This is a genomic window from Bacillus sp. FSL P2-0099, from assembly GCF_038007445.1.
GTDB lineage: Bacteria > Bacillota > Bacilli > Bacillales > Bacillaceae_G > Bacillus_A > Bacillus_A mycoides.
This window is the reverse complement of record NZ_JBBOXE010000002.1, coordinates 228,069-244,258: the sequence shown is the minus strand read 5'-3', so window position 1 is coordinate 244,258 and position 16,190 is coordinate 228,069. Positions and strand designations below refer to the sequence as shown.

At 35.2% G+C, this 16,190-nt stretch carries 7 protein-coding genes; 1 reads left to right on the top strand and 6 read right to left on the bottom strand.

Features of this window, described 5'->3' with window-relative positions:
• Positions 1-2: 2 nt before the first annotated feature.
• Genes MKY90_RS28895 through MKY90_RS30505 form a run of 3 tightly spaced genes read right to left on the bottom strand, consistent with a single transcriptional unit; the run spans position 3 to position 5,990 of the window.
• Positions 3-4,559: an amino acid adenylation domain-containing protein gene (locus tag MKY90_RS28895; RefSeq protein ID WP_341093584.1), complete on the bottom strand. Its 4,557-nt coding sequence runs from the start codon at positions 4,557-4,559 to the stop codon at positions 3-5.
• 14 nt (positions 4,560-4,573) lie between these two features.
• Positions 4,574-5,836, bottom strand: coding sequence for an MFS transporter (locus tag MKY90_RS28890; protein ID WP_341093581.1), 1,263 nt, complete (start codon positions 5,834-5,836; stop codon positions 4,574-4,576).
• A gap of 22 nt (positions 5,837-5,858) precedes the next feature.
• Entirely contained in the window at positions 5,859-5,990 is a 132-nt protein-coding gene (locus MKY90_RS30505) for a DnaB-like helicase N-terminal domain-containing protein (protein ID WP_003192741.1), read from the bottom strand.
• A gap of 550 nt (positions 5,991-6,540) precedes the next feature.
• On the opposite strand from MKY90_RS30505, the gene MKY90_RS28885 reads away from it, so the two are divergent.
• Positions 6,541-7,710, top strand: a complete 1,170-nt coding sequence (locus MKY90_RS28885; protein ID WP_098167925.1) for a serine hydrolase domain-containing protein — start codon at positions 6,541-6,543, stop codon at positions 7,708-7,710.
• Positions 7,711-9,010: 1,300 nt separating this feature from the next.
• On the opposite strand, the gene MKY90_RS28880 is transcribed toward MKY90_RS28885, so the two are convergent.
• From MKY90_RS28880 to MKY90_RS28870, 3 genes are all read right to left on the bottom strand, one after another.
• Entirely contained in the window at positions 9,011-11,257 is a 2,247-nt protein-coding gene (locus tag MKY90_RS28880; protein ID WP_098167924.1) for a putative mucin/carbohydrate-binding domain-containing protein, read from the bottom strand.
• 238 nt (positions 11,258-11,495) lie between these two features.
• Positions 11,496-13,487 carry a DUF3472 domain-containing protein gene (locus MKY90_RS28875; RefSeq protein ID WP_341093578.1) on the bottom strand — a complete coding sequence of 664 codons (1,992 nt, stop codon included), beginning with the start codon at positions 13,485-13,487 and terminating at the stop codon, positions 11,496-11,498.
• 140 nt (positions 13,488-13,627) lie between these two features.
• Positions 13,628-15,874 (bottom strand): M60 family metallopeptidase, encoded by a 2,247-nt coding sequence (locus MKY90_RS28870; protein WP_341093576.1) that lies wholly within the window; start codon positions 15,872-15,874, stop codon positions 13,628-13,630.
• Positions 15,875-16,190: the final 316 nt, after the last annotated feature.

Here is a 16,190-nt window from a genome sequence, read left to right as displayed (position 1 = left end):
CTTTACACCCTCTTCTTTGTTAATTTAAGTAATACTTTGCTCAAGCTTTCTTCCGTAAGATCCTCAGCATCAGCAAAATCTGATACTGTAAAAGCTGACTCTGTTGTTGGTTTATTAATAAGTTGAAGAAGATGCCTAAACATACCATCTGCTATCGCTTGAATTTTTAATCTAGAAAACTGTTCTCTACTATATATCCAAACAAAATGTAACTTCTCATCTTTTACCATACCGATAACCTCAATTAGATGAGATGGCTTGGAATCTGGAGCATGATCTAAAAATGTAAACCCTGTCTCTTGCATAAACAAAGATTCTTTTGAAAACACTTGATCAAATTGGCCCAAATAGTTAAAGCTTATTGAAGGCTTTTGCTGATAAAACGGAAGTAATTCTTTTTTCAAGTAACGTAAAATACCATAATCAACTCCGCGATTCGGAATTTGACGCAATTGATCTTTTACAGCCTTTAATCCTTCAATAGGTGTTTTAGTTCCTTGAAAATTCAGATGAACAGGATAAATACTCGTGAACCAGCCCACTGTCCGTGATAGATCAATACCTTCAACCATCTCTTCTCTCCCGTGTCCTTCTAGATGAATAGAAACCGTTTGCTGATTTGTAAAATCGACGATAGCTTGTCCTAATGCCGCCAATAGTACCTCATTTATCCTTGTCTTATGAGTCACTGGAACTTCTTGTAACAATGCATGTGTTTCTTCTACTCCTAAAGTCCTCGTCACTTGATCAATCGATTCTTCTGTTGTTTCTTGCATTGGATAGTCCATTGGAATTTTCATCGTTTCTTTTTCTACCCGTTCATTCCAATAATCTTGTACTTCTTTTGAAACACCCGAATCACTGTATGCCTGCAGGCGTTCCGACCACTCTTTAAAAGATGTACTTTTCGCAGGTAGGCGAACTCCTTGACCTTGTTTCATCTGGTTATATACCACCTGTAAATCTTCCAATAGAATTCTCCACGATACTCCATCTACTACTAAATGATGAATCACCCAGAATATTCGATCATTTCCAGACAAGGTGTCCTCAAAGTAAACTACTCTCATTAACGGACCTGTAACTAAATTGAAACTAGTTTGAGTAATGTTCATCTCTTCTTGTATTACTTTATTCCACGCTTGTTCATTAGCTTTGTTCCGTTTTACCACATGAAGTACAGAATGCTCATCAGTCCTTTCATTTCTCTGCCTCCACGTTCCATTTGGTAACTGTTCGTACCGGAAACGTAAAGCATCATGATGTTTTAGTAAGTTTAAGATCGATCCTTCTAGTAACTTCACGTCCAATCTCTCTTTTACTCTTAAAAGCATTGATTGATTCCAATGCTCCGGACGTGAATGTTCTTGCTCGAAGAACCAGTACTGAATTGGAGTAAGGGGCACTTCTCCTGTCACAATTCCCTGCTCCGCTTGCACTCCCTGCGTTTCTATAGCCACTTGTGCCAACTCGGCAATGGTTGGGCATTCAAACATTTGCTTTGGAGTAAGTTTTAACCCCACTTGACTTGCTTGAGATATGATTTGAATACTGAGAATCGAGTCACCACCAATTTCAAAGAAATTATCATAGATTCCCACCTTTTTAACACCTAACACATGCTTCCAAATGGTAGCCAGTATCTGTTCGTTACTATTCCGAGGGGCAACAGCTTCACTTTTAATCTGCTTTTCCTCCGGCACAGGTAAGGCCTCACGATCAACTTTACCGTTAGCTGTAAGTGGAATAGCTTCCATCGTCACAAATCCCGAAGGGACCATATAGCTCGGTAGTTTCGCTTTAAGGTACTCTCTCCACGCACCTACATTTCCATCTCCTACAACATATGCTACTAATCGTTTATCACCCGGTTGATCTTCTCTTACAATTACAACTGCCTCTTTTATAGATGCATATGCATTTAAAGTAGACTCAATCTCCCCAATCTCAATTCGGAAACCACGTATTTTAACCTGATGATCAATTCTTCCACGATAATCCAGATTCCCATCCGGCAAATACCTCGCTAAGTCTCCTGTCCGGTATAATCTTGCTTTCGAATCACTACTAAATGGATGAGATATAAAGCGCTCTGCTGTTAATTCAGGTCTATTTAAATACCCACGTGCAAGCCCTGCCCCGCCAATATAAAGCTCACCATCTACACCTATAGGAACAGGTTGTTGATAGGCGTCTAGTATATACACTTCTAAATCTGGAATTCGTTTTCCGATATTACTTCTTGAAGCATGTTGCACATCATCTAGAGTAATCGGATAATATGTAACATGAACTGTAGTTTCTGTAATTCCATACATGTTAATTAACTGCGGTTCTTTCTCACCATATCTTTGAAACCATGGTAACAAGCTAATAGGTTCTAACGCTTCTCCACCAAATATCACATAACGCAGCTGCAAGTTTTTATTCTCATCTTCTTGTTCACACACCTGTATTAATTGTCGAAATGCGGAAGGCGTCTGATTTAGAACCGTGACTTCTTCCTCTACCAATAGTTGATAGAAATCCTTAGGCGATCGACTAATCCAGTAAGGAACAACAACCAGTTTTCCACCATACAATAATGCTCCCCAAATTTCCCATACTGAGAAATCAAATGCATAAGAATGAAAAAGCGTCCAAGTATCTTTTTCATTAAACTGATACCAACATTCCGTTGATTTAAATAAACGAATAACATTGTGATGCTCTACCATGACGCCCTTCGGATTCCCTGTTGATCCCGAAGTATAGATTACGTAAGCTAGGTGTTGAGGATTTACATTAGAAATCGGTAAAGTCTTACTTTCTTGCTCAATCTCATCACGATCACGATCAAGACAAATCGATTTTATATTTTCTGGTAACCATTTCAATCCTTTTAAACTTTCTTGCGTTACAACTAATTGAATGCTAGCATCTTCTAAAATATACTGAAGTCGCTGCTCTGGATATGTTGGATCAAGTGGAACATAAGCTCCACCAGCCTTCAAAATCCCCAAAATGCCTATAATCATTCCCAGAGAACGTTCAACACAAAGGCCCACCAAAGAATCGGGTCCTATTCCTTTTTTCTGTAGATAATATGCTAACTGATTTGCACGTTCATTTAGCTCTCTATAGGTAATCCTCTCCTTTTCATACATAACTGCAATAGCATTTGGATAAATCATCGCTTGCTGTTCAAACAATTCATGAATGGTTGCATGATATGGAAAGTCAAGCTTTGGTTCATTGAACTCTACTAAACTTTTTCTTTTATCTTCTTCTGAAATAATTTCAATCTCAAAAACTTTTTGCTTTGGGTTTTTAAATGTATTTTCTATTATTGCTAACATGGTTTTAAAAAAGCGGTTTATCTCTTCTTTAGAAAATAGCTCTTTACGATAGTCAATATGTACTTGTAAAGAGTCTATATCAGTCAAATTCTCAATATGTACTGCAAAATCTTGCATTTCTTCACCATTTGGAATCCAAAGTGAGTCACCACTTTCATCACGATCTCTATAATCAATCGTAGTTCCGAAAAGTCTAACATTGCTGTTGTTCTCTTTATTAATCTGCTTTAATAACAAATCAAATGGAAATTTCTGATGTCGTAATGATTTACTTTGTTTTCTGGACACTCGACCAATAAATGAAAGCACTTCTTCTTCAGGGGCGATATCCATTCTTAGAGGAACTGTACTCACCATCATTCCAATTAATTCCCGCTCCATTTTAGTCATACGATTGCCATAAGCCATTCCTAATGCAATATCAAGCGACGAGGTCCACCGATAAATCGACAACGAAAACGCAGCAACAAAAAGAGAATATACACTTAATTTATAATCTTCAGAAAATAACTCTATCTTTTTCTTCAAATGCTCCGATAATATAAACGTTTCACGTGATGCTTTGGTACTAACTTGGTACGTATTATAAGGCTTCAATCCCGTCACAGATGGAATTGTTTTAAATTCCTCTAACCAGAATTTTTGATCTTTTTGAAAGCGAATACTATTCAAGTATGTTTGTTCATTGGCCAGAAATTGAACATATGAATTTCTAATTTCGCCTTCCTCAGTCTCGTTATGCATCTCATAATAATATTTTGCAATCTGACTGGTAAATATTTGGATTGATAAACCATCCATGATAATATGATGAACATTCCCAAAGACTGCACATTCATTATCGTTTAATTTTATTAAAGCGAAATAGTATAAATCTGAATTAAATAATGTAAACGTTTCTTTTGTTTTCTGCTCAATCCATTTCTCAAGCAAATCTGAATCCTCCACGGAACTGAAATCGAAAAACTCAAATTCTTGTTCTTCATGTTTAATAACATATTGTTCAGGTTCCTGAAGCCCATTTTCTTTTAATCTGATGCAAAGACCATCATTTTCACTAATAACACGATTCACAACTCGATTTAATTTTGAATAATCCATTTTTCTATGAAGTTTAAACAAAAACCTTAAATTACATATCCCTTTACCGGAATGAATAACTTCTGTATACCATATTCTCCTCTGTGGATGACTTAACGGATAACATTCCTCATTGGCCATAAAAAATCTTCCCTTCAAAAATTATTTACTCTTACAGGTTCTTGTTTATGTGTAACCCATAAATATTTCTGTAGTGCAACCCCAATTACTGCAATGATGATGAGCCCAATACCCACATAAAAATAGAGTTCAATTACTCCGAAAAAGTGAACCAGTGGACCGCTCATAGCAGGAGAAATAATGAGGGCTGCATTTGCTAAACTGCTTTGAATCCCAAATACTCTTCCGACCTGTTCTTGATGAGATTCTATTTGTAGAATGACTTGATTGGATACAAACATAAGTCCACTTCCAATACCAGCTATAAAACTGATCAGATAGGCAAAAATGAGGGATGCATCAGGACTTATCAGAGTTATCAGACTTATTCCTCCAAAGCCAATTCCCATTAAAGCAATACCTCCACATATTACCCAACCATATTGAAAATGTTTTAATTTCTGAGTTAAGAATGCGCCAATTATTCCCCCAAGACCAATAATAGAAATGATGTATCCCATTTTACTCTTATCATTTGGGAACAAGCTCTTAAATAAAGTAGGGAACTGTGAGTCTACTAATTGTAATACTGCCATAGCTATTGTAAAGAAAATCATGGTTGATAATATCATCCGATTGGATAATACATAACCCCAGCCTTGTAACCAAGCAGTCCAAGTACTTTGCTGTTTCTTTTCTATATGTTCTCTTGACAGAGATTCCTGTAACCTTATTGTGGGCAACAGAACCAAAGCAGCTAGTAAACAGCATATTGCCCTTATAATCAGACAAAACTCTGGCTGAAACCAGCTCATTAACATTCCTCCTATAAGTGGGCCCAGTATCTTGGTTCCTTGCTCAACTATCCCATTGATACTTACTGCTTTGGTAAGCAGATCAGGAGAAACAATCTGTCGTGTTAGTGTTTGCTGTGCAGGATAGTAAAAAACGGTGAAAATGGAACGAACCATTAATGCTAACAAAAGCCAATGAATATTTTGGACAAATAAAAGAACAATTGTTAATAAACCAACCATTAGATTACAAAACATCATAATTGGAATTTTTCTAAAGCGATCAGCAATCACGCCTGCCCATGAACTAAATATAATCCCAGGAAGTGCATACGCAACAGGAATTAATCCAATCATGGTGGGGTCTACTTCCCATTCAAAACTAACAATGGTCATAATGGCTAACATGTCAATAAATACTCCGAGCATAAGCAGTGAATACGCAGAGAAAACTTGTAAATAAATTGTATTTCCCCATAGACTTTTTGATTCGGTAATTTTCATAAAAACGAGCTCCTTAAGTTTACTAAATAGGGACGATAGAAACTAATTGGGTGGAATAAGAGACTTCTCCCGCCTCTTCAACCCTATTCTTTTTTTGCAGTTCGTTTGTGATGGTAATGAAATCAATAGCTTGCTTTGACTTTCTCAAAGACACTAACGCTCTAAAAGTGAGATATTGACTAACAATTAAATCATAACACTCCTATTAATGGGATTATTTTCTAAAAATAATATAGAAAACAATGAATATTCCGATTATTATTTTCTGAAAACCAGAAATATTTCTATAAAACAACTAAATTAAGATTAAATCGTATCGCAGATTTTAAATAATATTAATAAATAGAATCTATTTTAAACGTAAGAAATTTGTAAGGAATGGGTAAGGAAAAAGAGAGTTTCATTGTATAGGATAAAAATATTACGAGGCGTGAAAGGCGGAACAGATATGACTTATATATGAAAAACAAACTAGTAACAAAAGTGTTTCAAGGAAAAGAAGTAATTTCTGTGGTTTACAAACATGTGAAAAAAGAGAGATTTACCGTTTGTTAGGGCAGAATGGCGTTGATAAAATAATACTTATGAAGATGATTACAAATTCAATGTTGACCTTTTGTAATCGGTGAAGATGATAGCTGTGTGGTTAGTATGAAACAGCAAGCAACCACCTATACAATATGAATAGAGGAGAGGAATGCCTTATGAAAACACGTAGTCAAATTACATGTGCAAGTCTGGCCCTTTTAATAGCTGGAAGTTCTCTATTATATACAACACCAACCTCAATTGTAAAAGCAGAGCCCACTCAGAATGTATCTAGTTCGTTACAAACAAATACTCAACGAGATCGTACTTCCGTCAAGCAAGCAATGCGGGATACATTGCAACTTGGATACCCGGGGATACTTGCTAAAACTTCTGAGGGTGGAAAAACGTGGGGGTATGCCGCTGGGATAGCGAATCTAAGCACCAAGCAATCAATGAAAACAGATTTTCGCTTTCGCATTGGCAGCGTGACGAAGACGTTCACCGCAACGGTTGTACTTCAATTAGCTGGAGAGAACCGCTTGAATCTAGACGACTACATCGAAAAATGGTTGCCTGGTGTCATTCAAGGAAACGGATATGATGGTAACCAGATTACTATCCGGCAGATATTGAACCATACAAGTGGTATCGCTGAATACTCAAGGTCAAAAGACGCTGATTTTATGGATACAAAAAAATCGTATATGGCTGAAGAGTTAGTGAAGATGGGGATTTCTCTGCCCCCAGACTTTGCCCCAGGAAAGGGTTGGTCTTATTCAAACACAGGATACGTATTACTGGGTATTCTTATTGAAAAAGTAACCGGAAACAGCTATGCGGAAGAGATTGAAAATCGGATTATTGAACCGCTTGAATTATCGAATACATTCCTACCTGGCAATTCAAGCGTTATTCCAGGCATCAATCATGCCCGTGGATATGTCCAACCAGACGGAACAAGTGAGCTAAAAGACGTTACTTATTATAACCCAAGTGTAGCTAGCTCAGCTGGAGATATGATTTCTACTGCTGACGACTTAAATAAATTCTTCTCTTACTTGCTCAGTGGCAAATTACTGAAAGACCAGCAACTAAAACAAATGCTTACTACAGTTCCTACAGGAAAAGAAGGAATCGATGGATATGGTCTTGGAATCTATGAAACTAAGCTTCCAAGCGGTGTCTCGATATGGGGACACACAGGTGGCATTCTAGGGTTTACTACTCTTGTTGGAGGTACACTTGGAGGCAAGCATACGTTGGTCGTCAATTGGAATAGTTTGGGTAGAACTGACAGTCCTAATCCTTTTAAAAATATTTTACTTGCTGAATTTAGCAAGTAGGAAAAAAGGAAAAATTTATCGTAGTTTTCATAGTTAAAAATATACTTTTCTGGTTCAAGAGCCCCAATTTATTTTCAAGAAAAATTTGGGACTTTTTTTGTTTTGGTGGCGTTTATTCTTCTTAAGTTGATGGATGTACGGTGCTACCCCATGCCCATCAACTTAAGAAGTTGGTTGTTCCCCAAAATGAAAAAATGAATTGAACTTTCATAAATAACTGTAGGGATATAAAATTTTCGTTTTCTTTCTTTTTTGGTGTAAAAAGTGTTTTATTACATGATAAAAAGCACCCTACACAAGGATGCTCTTAATGTGATAAGGAGTTAGATATGAGTGAATAAGGAACAACGCAGGGTTGTACCTATACTTGTCCTTATCAAAAGGTGACATAATAACAGCACCCGTTTCCACGAGTACTTTGGTAAAAAAGGGATTAGATGAAATATAACTTGTTTTATACTATATGCTTGTCTCTTTTAAAGTGTGAAAATGAAAAAGAGCACTCTCCTTAAGTGCTCTCTCGCAAAGAGTATCGGTAATTATATTTGCAACCGTTCTATATAAGTGTATGCTTCTCAATTATCTTTATGTCTGAAATTGTTATTATATAATCCATTACGGTATGTCATATTTCGTATAAAAAAGAGTAACCATACATCACTTGCTCTCATATTGTTTACTTTTAATATATATTATTATATTTTAGTAAGCATAACTACTAAAGGAGGAAATCTATGATTAACGCAATAGGTATAGCTTTCATTATTTCCTACGATTTGGCTAATACAGATAGTTTTTAAATCGAACAAAGTAATGCGCTTATTGAATCCATCAGTTCTCGAAAAATGATAAATAATGAAGGAAAGCCTGTATTAGAAATAACATGTAAATATAACATTCTAATGAATGAAGATACTGAATGCATAACTATTAATAATTACACAGGAAAGATATCACCTTTTCTTCGTTCAATAGTAGGACCAGGTCTTGTCATAACTGAAAATTATTATTTAAACCATGTTGATAAGCCCACTAAGCATATAAAAGAAATTATAAAGGAACTTTTAGAATAATAAGGGCAACCATGCATTCGTTGCCCTTTCGTCAAATGTCTATGTTATTACTATAAATCATTTTTTCAATAGGTAACATTCACGGAACCCAACATTGGAAAACCACTTTATTTTATTGGCTGTAATTTCCGTTTTGTAGGCACTTCAAAATGTTAGCTTAATGGGAATGAGGGAAACCCCATAATTGCCATCAACATTTTGGCGTAGTTTCAATATATATTAGACCCCTATGTTAGTGGCTTCCATAATGCCAAAGCGAATATCCAATTTGGGTCACCATTTCCTTGATGATTTTGAACAGCTTCATACACTTTCCCTTGATGCTCTACTTTGTCCCCCTTTGTATATGCCTTCCTCGGATCCCATTTTTCATAAGATACATTTTGATCTTTTGTTTTTATCAGAAGAATGTTACTTTGATTTGATGTATTTCCAGCTGCATCTACAGCCTTCACTGCATATTTATATTCCTTACTAACTTTTAGGTTTTGATCAGTAAACGTCGTTCCTTGTACCGTTTGAATCAATTGTCCATCACGTAATACCTGATATTCTTTTACACCTACATTATCTGAAGAAGGATTCCATTTTAGCTCTACACTGTTAGAAGTAACATTGCTTGCATATAATCCTTGTGGCTGTGTTGGAGCCTCTGTATCTGGCTTAGGATTAACAATTTGATTTACTTTCTTCAGGCCATCCTTTGTAACCTCATACATTACCTTTTTATCAAAGCTTTCGTGCTTATTATTATCTAAATTTATTAACGTTGCTCTCTCTTCACCTTCTAGGTGTGTAAGTTCAATAAAATCGCCCACTTTTACTGGGACTGTTTTTGATTCAGCATTTTGCTGTTTATTCCCATAAACCTCTTTGTTATAGACCAATTTACCTGATGTGTTTTGCACTTTAATACTTGCATATGTGCCATCAAAGTAATGGTGTGGTACACCTGCTTTTAGGTCAATTTGCATTTCTTCTGTTGATTTATTTAAATTTACTTTTGCAAATTCAAAATCTCCAATCCCTTTCAGTGACCATGAAAACTGTTTTCCTTCCAAGATATCATCTGTATTTGGTACATGGCTTTTTATTTGAGTAAGAAGATCCATCATCGGTCGCGGTTCATTCGCAAAAACAGAAATGATACTGTTATTTAATTCTTTCCACTCAGCATCTGTTACATTTGGATTTTGTAACATAAGAGAAACGTAATCTTTCCATACTAAAAAATTGATTGGTAAAATATTGGTGGATATTTTATAAATTGCAATTTTATTATCTGCTGAAGTGATCGCTTTCGCTAACCAGCGTAATCGCTCTGATTGATCTAGTTTTACTGGGTCACGTTCAGCATTTTCAAATAGTAGCATATACGGTACTTGATTTGTCGGGCTATTATCTGACCAAGGAATAACAGTTGCATCATGACGGCTCGATTCACCCCATCCGGATATATCATTTCCTAAATTCCAAGAAGATGGTTTGTTATTCCATATGAGTGCACAATGTCCAGGTTGTCCAACAGGCATAGCTGCCACTCCAAAGGCTTGGCTTACTTGCGTACCAAACTTCGAAATATTACCGCATACCCCGCCAAATCTGTAAATGGAAGAAAGATTCCAACCTAAACCGTAGAATGCATCATTTCCAGCGTGAATGCTAACTCCATCTTTGTTATGGGTTGTATATTTAATCAAATATGCACTTTCCCCTACCTTATCTTGACTTTTAAGTTCTGGATGTTCCGTATTAATCATATTTCTTGCCCAAGTTAAATCTTCTTCTGGTGACCAAGTATTCACTACTAATCTTAAATGCCAAACATCATATGTTCTAAAGCAAGGAAGTAACTCGTTATTTTGATCTGCTGATTTATAATGTTGGTATCTTGTTAATGGATTAATAGGTTTATTGTTTGTCCAATATTTTATAGGTTCAGCATGAGCTAACGATGTGGATATCGCTAATTTTAAATACAATCCTTTGTGAGAATCTGCATCCGCATTCCAAATTGTATGCCATATCTCAAGTGCATTTACAGGGTTTTTTCCAGTTGGACTACCACCTTCAAGATAGGTATTCATCACATCTGTATTTTTCATAGCCCAGCTAAGAAATTTTTGATGGTCAGCATCTTTTTTAGCAAATGCATCCATTGTTGCAGCACCTGTTTGTGATATGAATTGCCACTGAGCCAAAGCTGCTGCAAATACTGGGTCTGCAAGCTTCTTTTTCAAGTTCTCTTCAGTCATACCCCCAACATTTCCATTCAAATATGCTGTGAGATTATTCAAATGAGCTTCAAAATTACCATTTGTAATTGCTTGATCCGTCTGTTGGTTCAATGTTTCTAAAGTGAATGTTTCTTGATTGAATGATATTGTTTCAGCTGAAACCTTTGTATGCGGAATCGTAGCAATACTTCCTAAAATAATCGGCATTGTTAATAATAAAGATGAAATCCTTTTCAAAATAATTCCCCCTTTTTTGTTTTTGACCTTTGACTGCTGCATGATTCTCGTTTATATAAAATAATTTCCATACTTAAAGGCATGAGGAATTAAACAGCCAACATGAATATAATTTGGTAGTTTCCTAACCTTTCGCAACTGGCTGACATAGTGGAATGCACCTTAGTCCCTATAACTTTCACTAATTTTACCTTTATCGAATTTCATTTTATAACGTGGTATTCCCACGCCCATCAACTTAAAAATTCAAAGTAAGTGGTTTCCATAACGATAAGGCAAATATCCAATTCGGATCACCATTTCCTTGATGATTTTGAACAGCTTCATACACTTTCCCTTGATGTTCTACTTTGTCGCCCTTTGTATATGCCTTCCTCGGATCCCATTTTTCATAAGATACATTTTGATCTTTTGTTTTTATCAGAAGAATGTTACTTTGATTTGATGTATTCCCAGCTGCATCTAAAGCCTTCACTGCATATTTATATTCCTTGTTAGCTGTTAAGTTTTGATCAGTAAACATCGTTCCTTGTACCGTTTGAATTAGTTGTCCATCACGTAATACCTGATATTCTTTTACACCTACATTATCTGTAGAAGAATTCCATTTTAGCTCTACACTGTTAGAAGTAACGTTACTTGCATATAATCCTTGTGGTTGTGTGGGAGCTTCTGTATCTGGTTTCGGATTAACAATTTTATCTACTTTCTTCAATCCCTCTTTTGTAATCTCATAGACCGCTTTATTCCCAAAACTTTCCTGAATGTTCTTTTCCATATTTGTAATAGTAGCTCGGTTCGCTCCTTCTAAATGTGTGAATTCGATAAAATCGCCTACTTTTACCGGAACTTTGGCTTGCTCAGCATTTTGTTGCTTATTTCCATAAATCTCTTTGTTATATACTACTTTACCTGATGTGTTTTGCACTTTAATACTTGCATATGTACTATCAAAGTAGTTATGTGGTACACCTGCTTTTAAATCAATTTGCATTTCTTCTGTTGATTTATTTAAATTTACTTTCGCAAATTCAAAATCTCCAATCCCTTTTAGCGACCATGCAAATTCGTTACCTTCTAAAATGTTTGGAGATTCATTTTTGATTTGTACCTTTTTCTCAACAGTTTGATCAAATAAATCTGTTAATATAATTTTTGCATAAGCATTTGTAGATAATAGTATAGATTGACTAATCTCACTTTGATAAGATTTAATATTATCAATTATCTCGATTGGTTGTCCTGTCATATTTTCATCATTATAAATTTCAATTTTACCTTTAAATTGTGGTGTGCTATTTTCTTTTAGTTTCCAAGATACATTTAATTTTTCATTTTCATAATATATAGATTGTATATCAAAATCTAGTTTTCCTATTTCAGGTTGAGTAGGTTGATTTAGTGTGAATATTTTTCCTGTTCCAATGGTAGATTGAGTATTACCTCCTGCTTTGACCCATACATATTCTGAAGTCGCTCCTCCATCATATTGATAAGAAGTATCATGCTGTCCAGAAATACTTTGATTATTCCAAGAATTCCATTGTTTATCTAATAACTTTCGACTATAACCATTTTTTAGGCGTGCTTCTCGAACATCCTGTCCATTACCAGCCCAGTCTTCTTGAAACATTCCTAATCCATGATTAAATGCAACATTAGCAACCGGAAAGTCCATAATTGCAATTAGATGCCATTTATTCTTTGTTACATCTTTCATCCATTGTCCAAATTTAGTATGACCATTTTCTTGCCATGAACGCATTGTCATTCTGTACCAATTGTGGTCTTTCCAACCATAAGTTGTTTGAACCTTCAGTCCTGTTCCTTCTCCTCCAAAGAGTCCAGCTTGTGAATTCGGAGATAAGTATTCGGCCTTTATTGCTTCTTTAGAGGCAATTGGATCCCATAAGGCAAAATGTAAAGTACGTTTTCCATTTTCATCAAACCCACTTTGTTGTTGAAAACCAGCATATCCTCCAGCTTTACCACCTGCATTCCAGTTGTGTACAGCCCAATACGTATAAGGTGCAGTCTGAACTGGTGACCAGTCTATACTAATAATATCTGAGGAAGCTGTATTTTGTGGACTCACATAAACTGAAGGAGCAGCTGAACGTGTTACTGCTTTAGTGTGCGAAATAGACGTTCCAAACATAGAAAACATGCTACATGCTGCGGTAATTATAATAACTTTATTAAATCTTTTTTTCGTTTTCTGACTAATCACTAATCTACTTCCTTTTCTAATTTTTATTTTTAAATAATAACTTAGTAGAGAAATCTATCAAAATTCAAGCAACATCCAGTAATTCTTTAAAATACTGACCCAATCTATGATGTTCTATATTCACATCTGATTCTTACATATTAATTGATTGTAAGTGGTTTCCATAAAGATAACGCAAATATCCAATTCGGGTCACCATTTCCTTGATGATTTTGAACAGCCTCATACACCTTCCCTTGATGTTCTACTTTGTCTCCCTTTGTATATGCCTTCTTCGGATTCCATTTTTCATAAGATACATTTTGATCTTTTGTTTTTATCGGAAGAATGTTACTTTGAATTGATGTATTTCCAGCTGCATCTACAGCCTTCACTGCGTATTTATATTCCTTGTTAGCTGTTAAGTTTTGATCAGTAAACGTCGTTCCTTGTACCGTTTGAATTAGTTGTCCATCACGTAATACCTGATATTCTTTTACACCTACATTATCTGTAGAAGAATTCCATTTTAGCTCTACACTGTTAGAAGTAACGTTACTTGCATATAATCCTTGTGGCTGTGTGGGAGCTTCTGTATCTGGTTTCGGATTAACAATGTTATCTACTTTCTTCAATCCCTCTTTTGTAATCTCATAGACCGCTTTATTCCCAAAACTTTCCTGCATGTTTTTTTCCATATTTGTAATAGTAGCTCTGTTCGCACCTTCTAAATGTGTGAATTCAATAAAATTGCCTACTTTTACCGGAACTTTTGCTTGCTCAGCATTTTGTTGCTTATTTCCATAAATCTCTTTGTTATATACCACTTTACCTGATGTGTTTTGCACTTTAATACTTGCATATGTACTATCAAAGTAGTTATGTGGTACACCTGCTTTTAGATTAATTTGCATTTCTTCTGTTGATTTATTTAAATTTACTTTCACAAATTCAAAATCACCAATCCCTTTCATCGACCATGCAAACTGGTTTCCTTCTAAAATATTCGAAAAATTCGGTGTATCCGGTTTAACCGGATTAGAATCTGTACTTTTCCAAATTTCAGCCGTTAAATTTGGATACCCTAGTGCCGCTACTTTTTGGATTGTCTCATTATTTGGGCGTAATCCCCATTTCTCAAAAAACGGAATTAAATTTTGTTTTGCTGCCTTTGATGCTGAAATCATAAATAATTGTTTTTTCGTTTCATCAGTTTGTGGAATCTCATTTGAAGGCATGTCTCTATACAGCTGATGCAACTTAGGATAGAAGTCTTCTCCGTACGCTAGTTGTAATTGCCAAAGCATTACAACTTTAACAAAAAGGTCACTAATGTCATCATAATTTTTATTAGGTTGTTCTAAGTATTGAAATGCCTTAGTATAAGCGCCCTCTTGTTGCAATCTAAAAGGTTGATTAGATGTAAATGCTTTTTCTACAGCAAGGCTGTAAAGATTGACTTGTACCTCTGTCATATTTTTAAAGTTCCAAGGCGTTTGTTGTCTCATATGTCCTGCCTCATGCCAAGGTCCCCATCCATCATTTGTAAATTTATTAATGTCTAATACATGTTGGATTGCATCTCCTACATATGCAGTTCTGTGAGGATATGCATACATATAATAATCCAGAGAATGGTTATCCTCCACATAATGCAGATAATGTTTATCTACTTGTTCTTCAGATAATCCAGATATTTTATCTTGAATTCTAGTAGCCTCATCCATTTTTTTTAAGAGTTGTACAGGATCTGTGTTAGAGTCTATCAAATATTTTTTAACACGAACTGGGCTAGCAGTAATCAATACGCGCTCCCCTTTTAATTCCACCGCATGTGCATTTGGATATTGATTGAGCATATTTATTAAATCTTGTTTCGTATGCTTTCCAAGTTCAAAGAGAGGAGTAGCCGTTCCGCCTGTTATTACTGTTGTTTGAATGGTACCACCTTGTTGTTTATTATAAAAATAAATCATTCCTCCATTTGGAGATTGAATTGTGTTTGTACCTGGATTTAAAGTAAATAATTTAATTTTGGAATCTTCCCTCCAAGAAGCATCGAACGAGAAAGTTCCAATATATGCTTGTATACTTTGATTTCCTTGTACCTGAATTGTTATTTGTTCATTTGGCTTAGCATATAACCCTGTTGGCTCGTATGCACTAAAATTTCTTTCCCTTCTTTCAATATTTTGAAGTTGGGAGACATCTCCTTTTCCTGGAACTGCAAATACTCGATTTTCCACATTAACAGAATTTTCATTCTGTAACGTTTTAGATACTTTCTTTTGCTGTGCTTGTTCTTCCGCAAAGACTTCTAATGAAGGCGTTATTCCAGTAGCAAACATAGATAATGTGGCAGTTATCATCACTAAATTTTTTGTTTTTTGTTGCTGTCCCCTTTTCATAATATCCCTCCGCTATATTTCCAAATACTTATAATATGAATATATAAGTAATAGATATTACTTATATATTCATATTATCTATTGACACATATTTACACAATTTAACATAAATATACTCATTTATATAAGATAATGAACATATTTCAATTCACTTGATAAGAAGAATAATCAAATGAATGTATGAGAAAAAGAAGGATTTTAATACGTTTATTATTAAAAACGTATTAAAATCTTTAAAAATGTCAAAATATTAATACATTATGTTTTGGTACAAAAACTTCCAAGCAGTTGTAACTAATCACCTAAACCGGATATA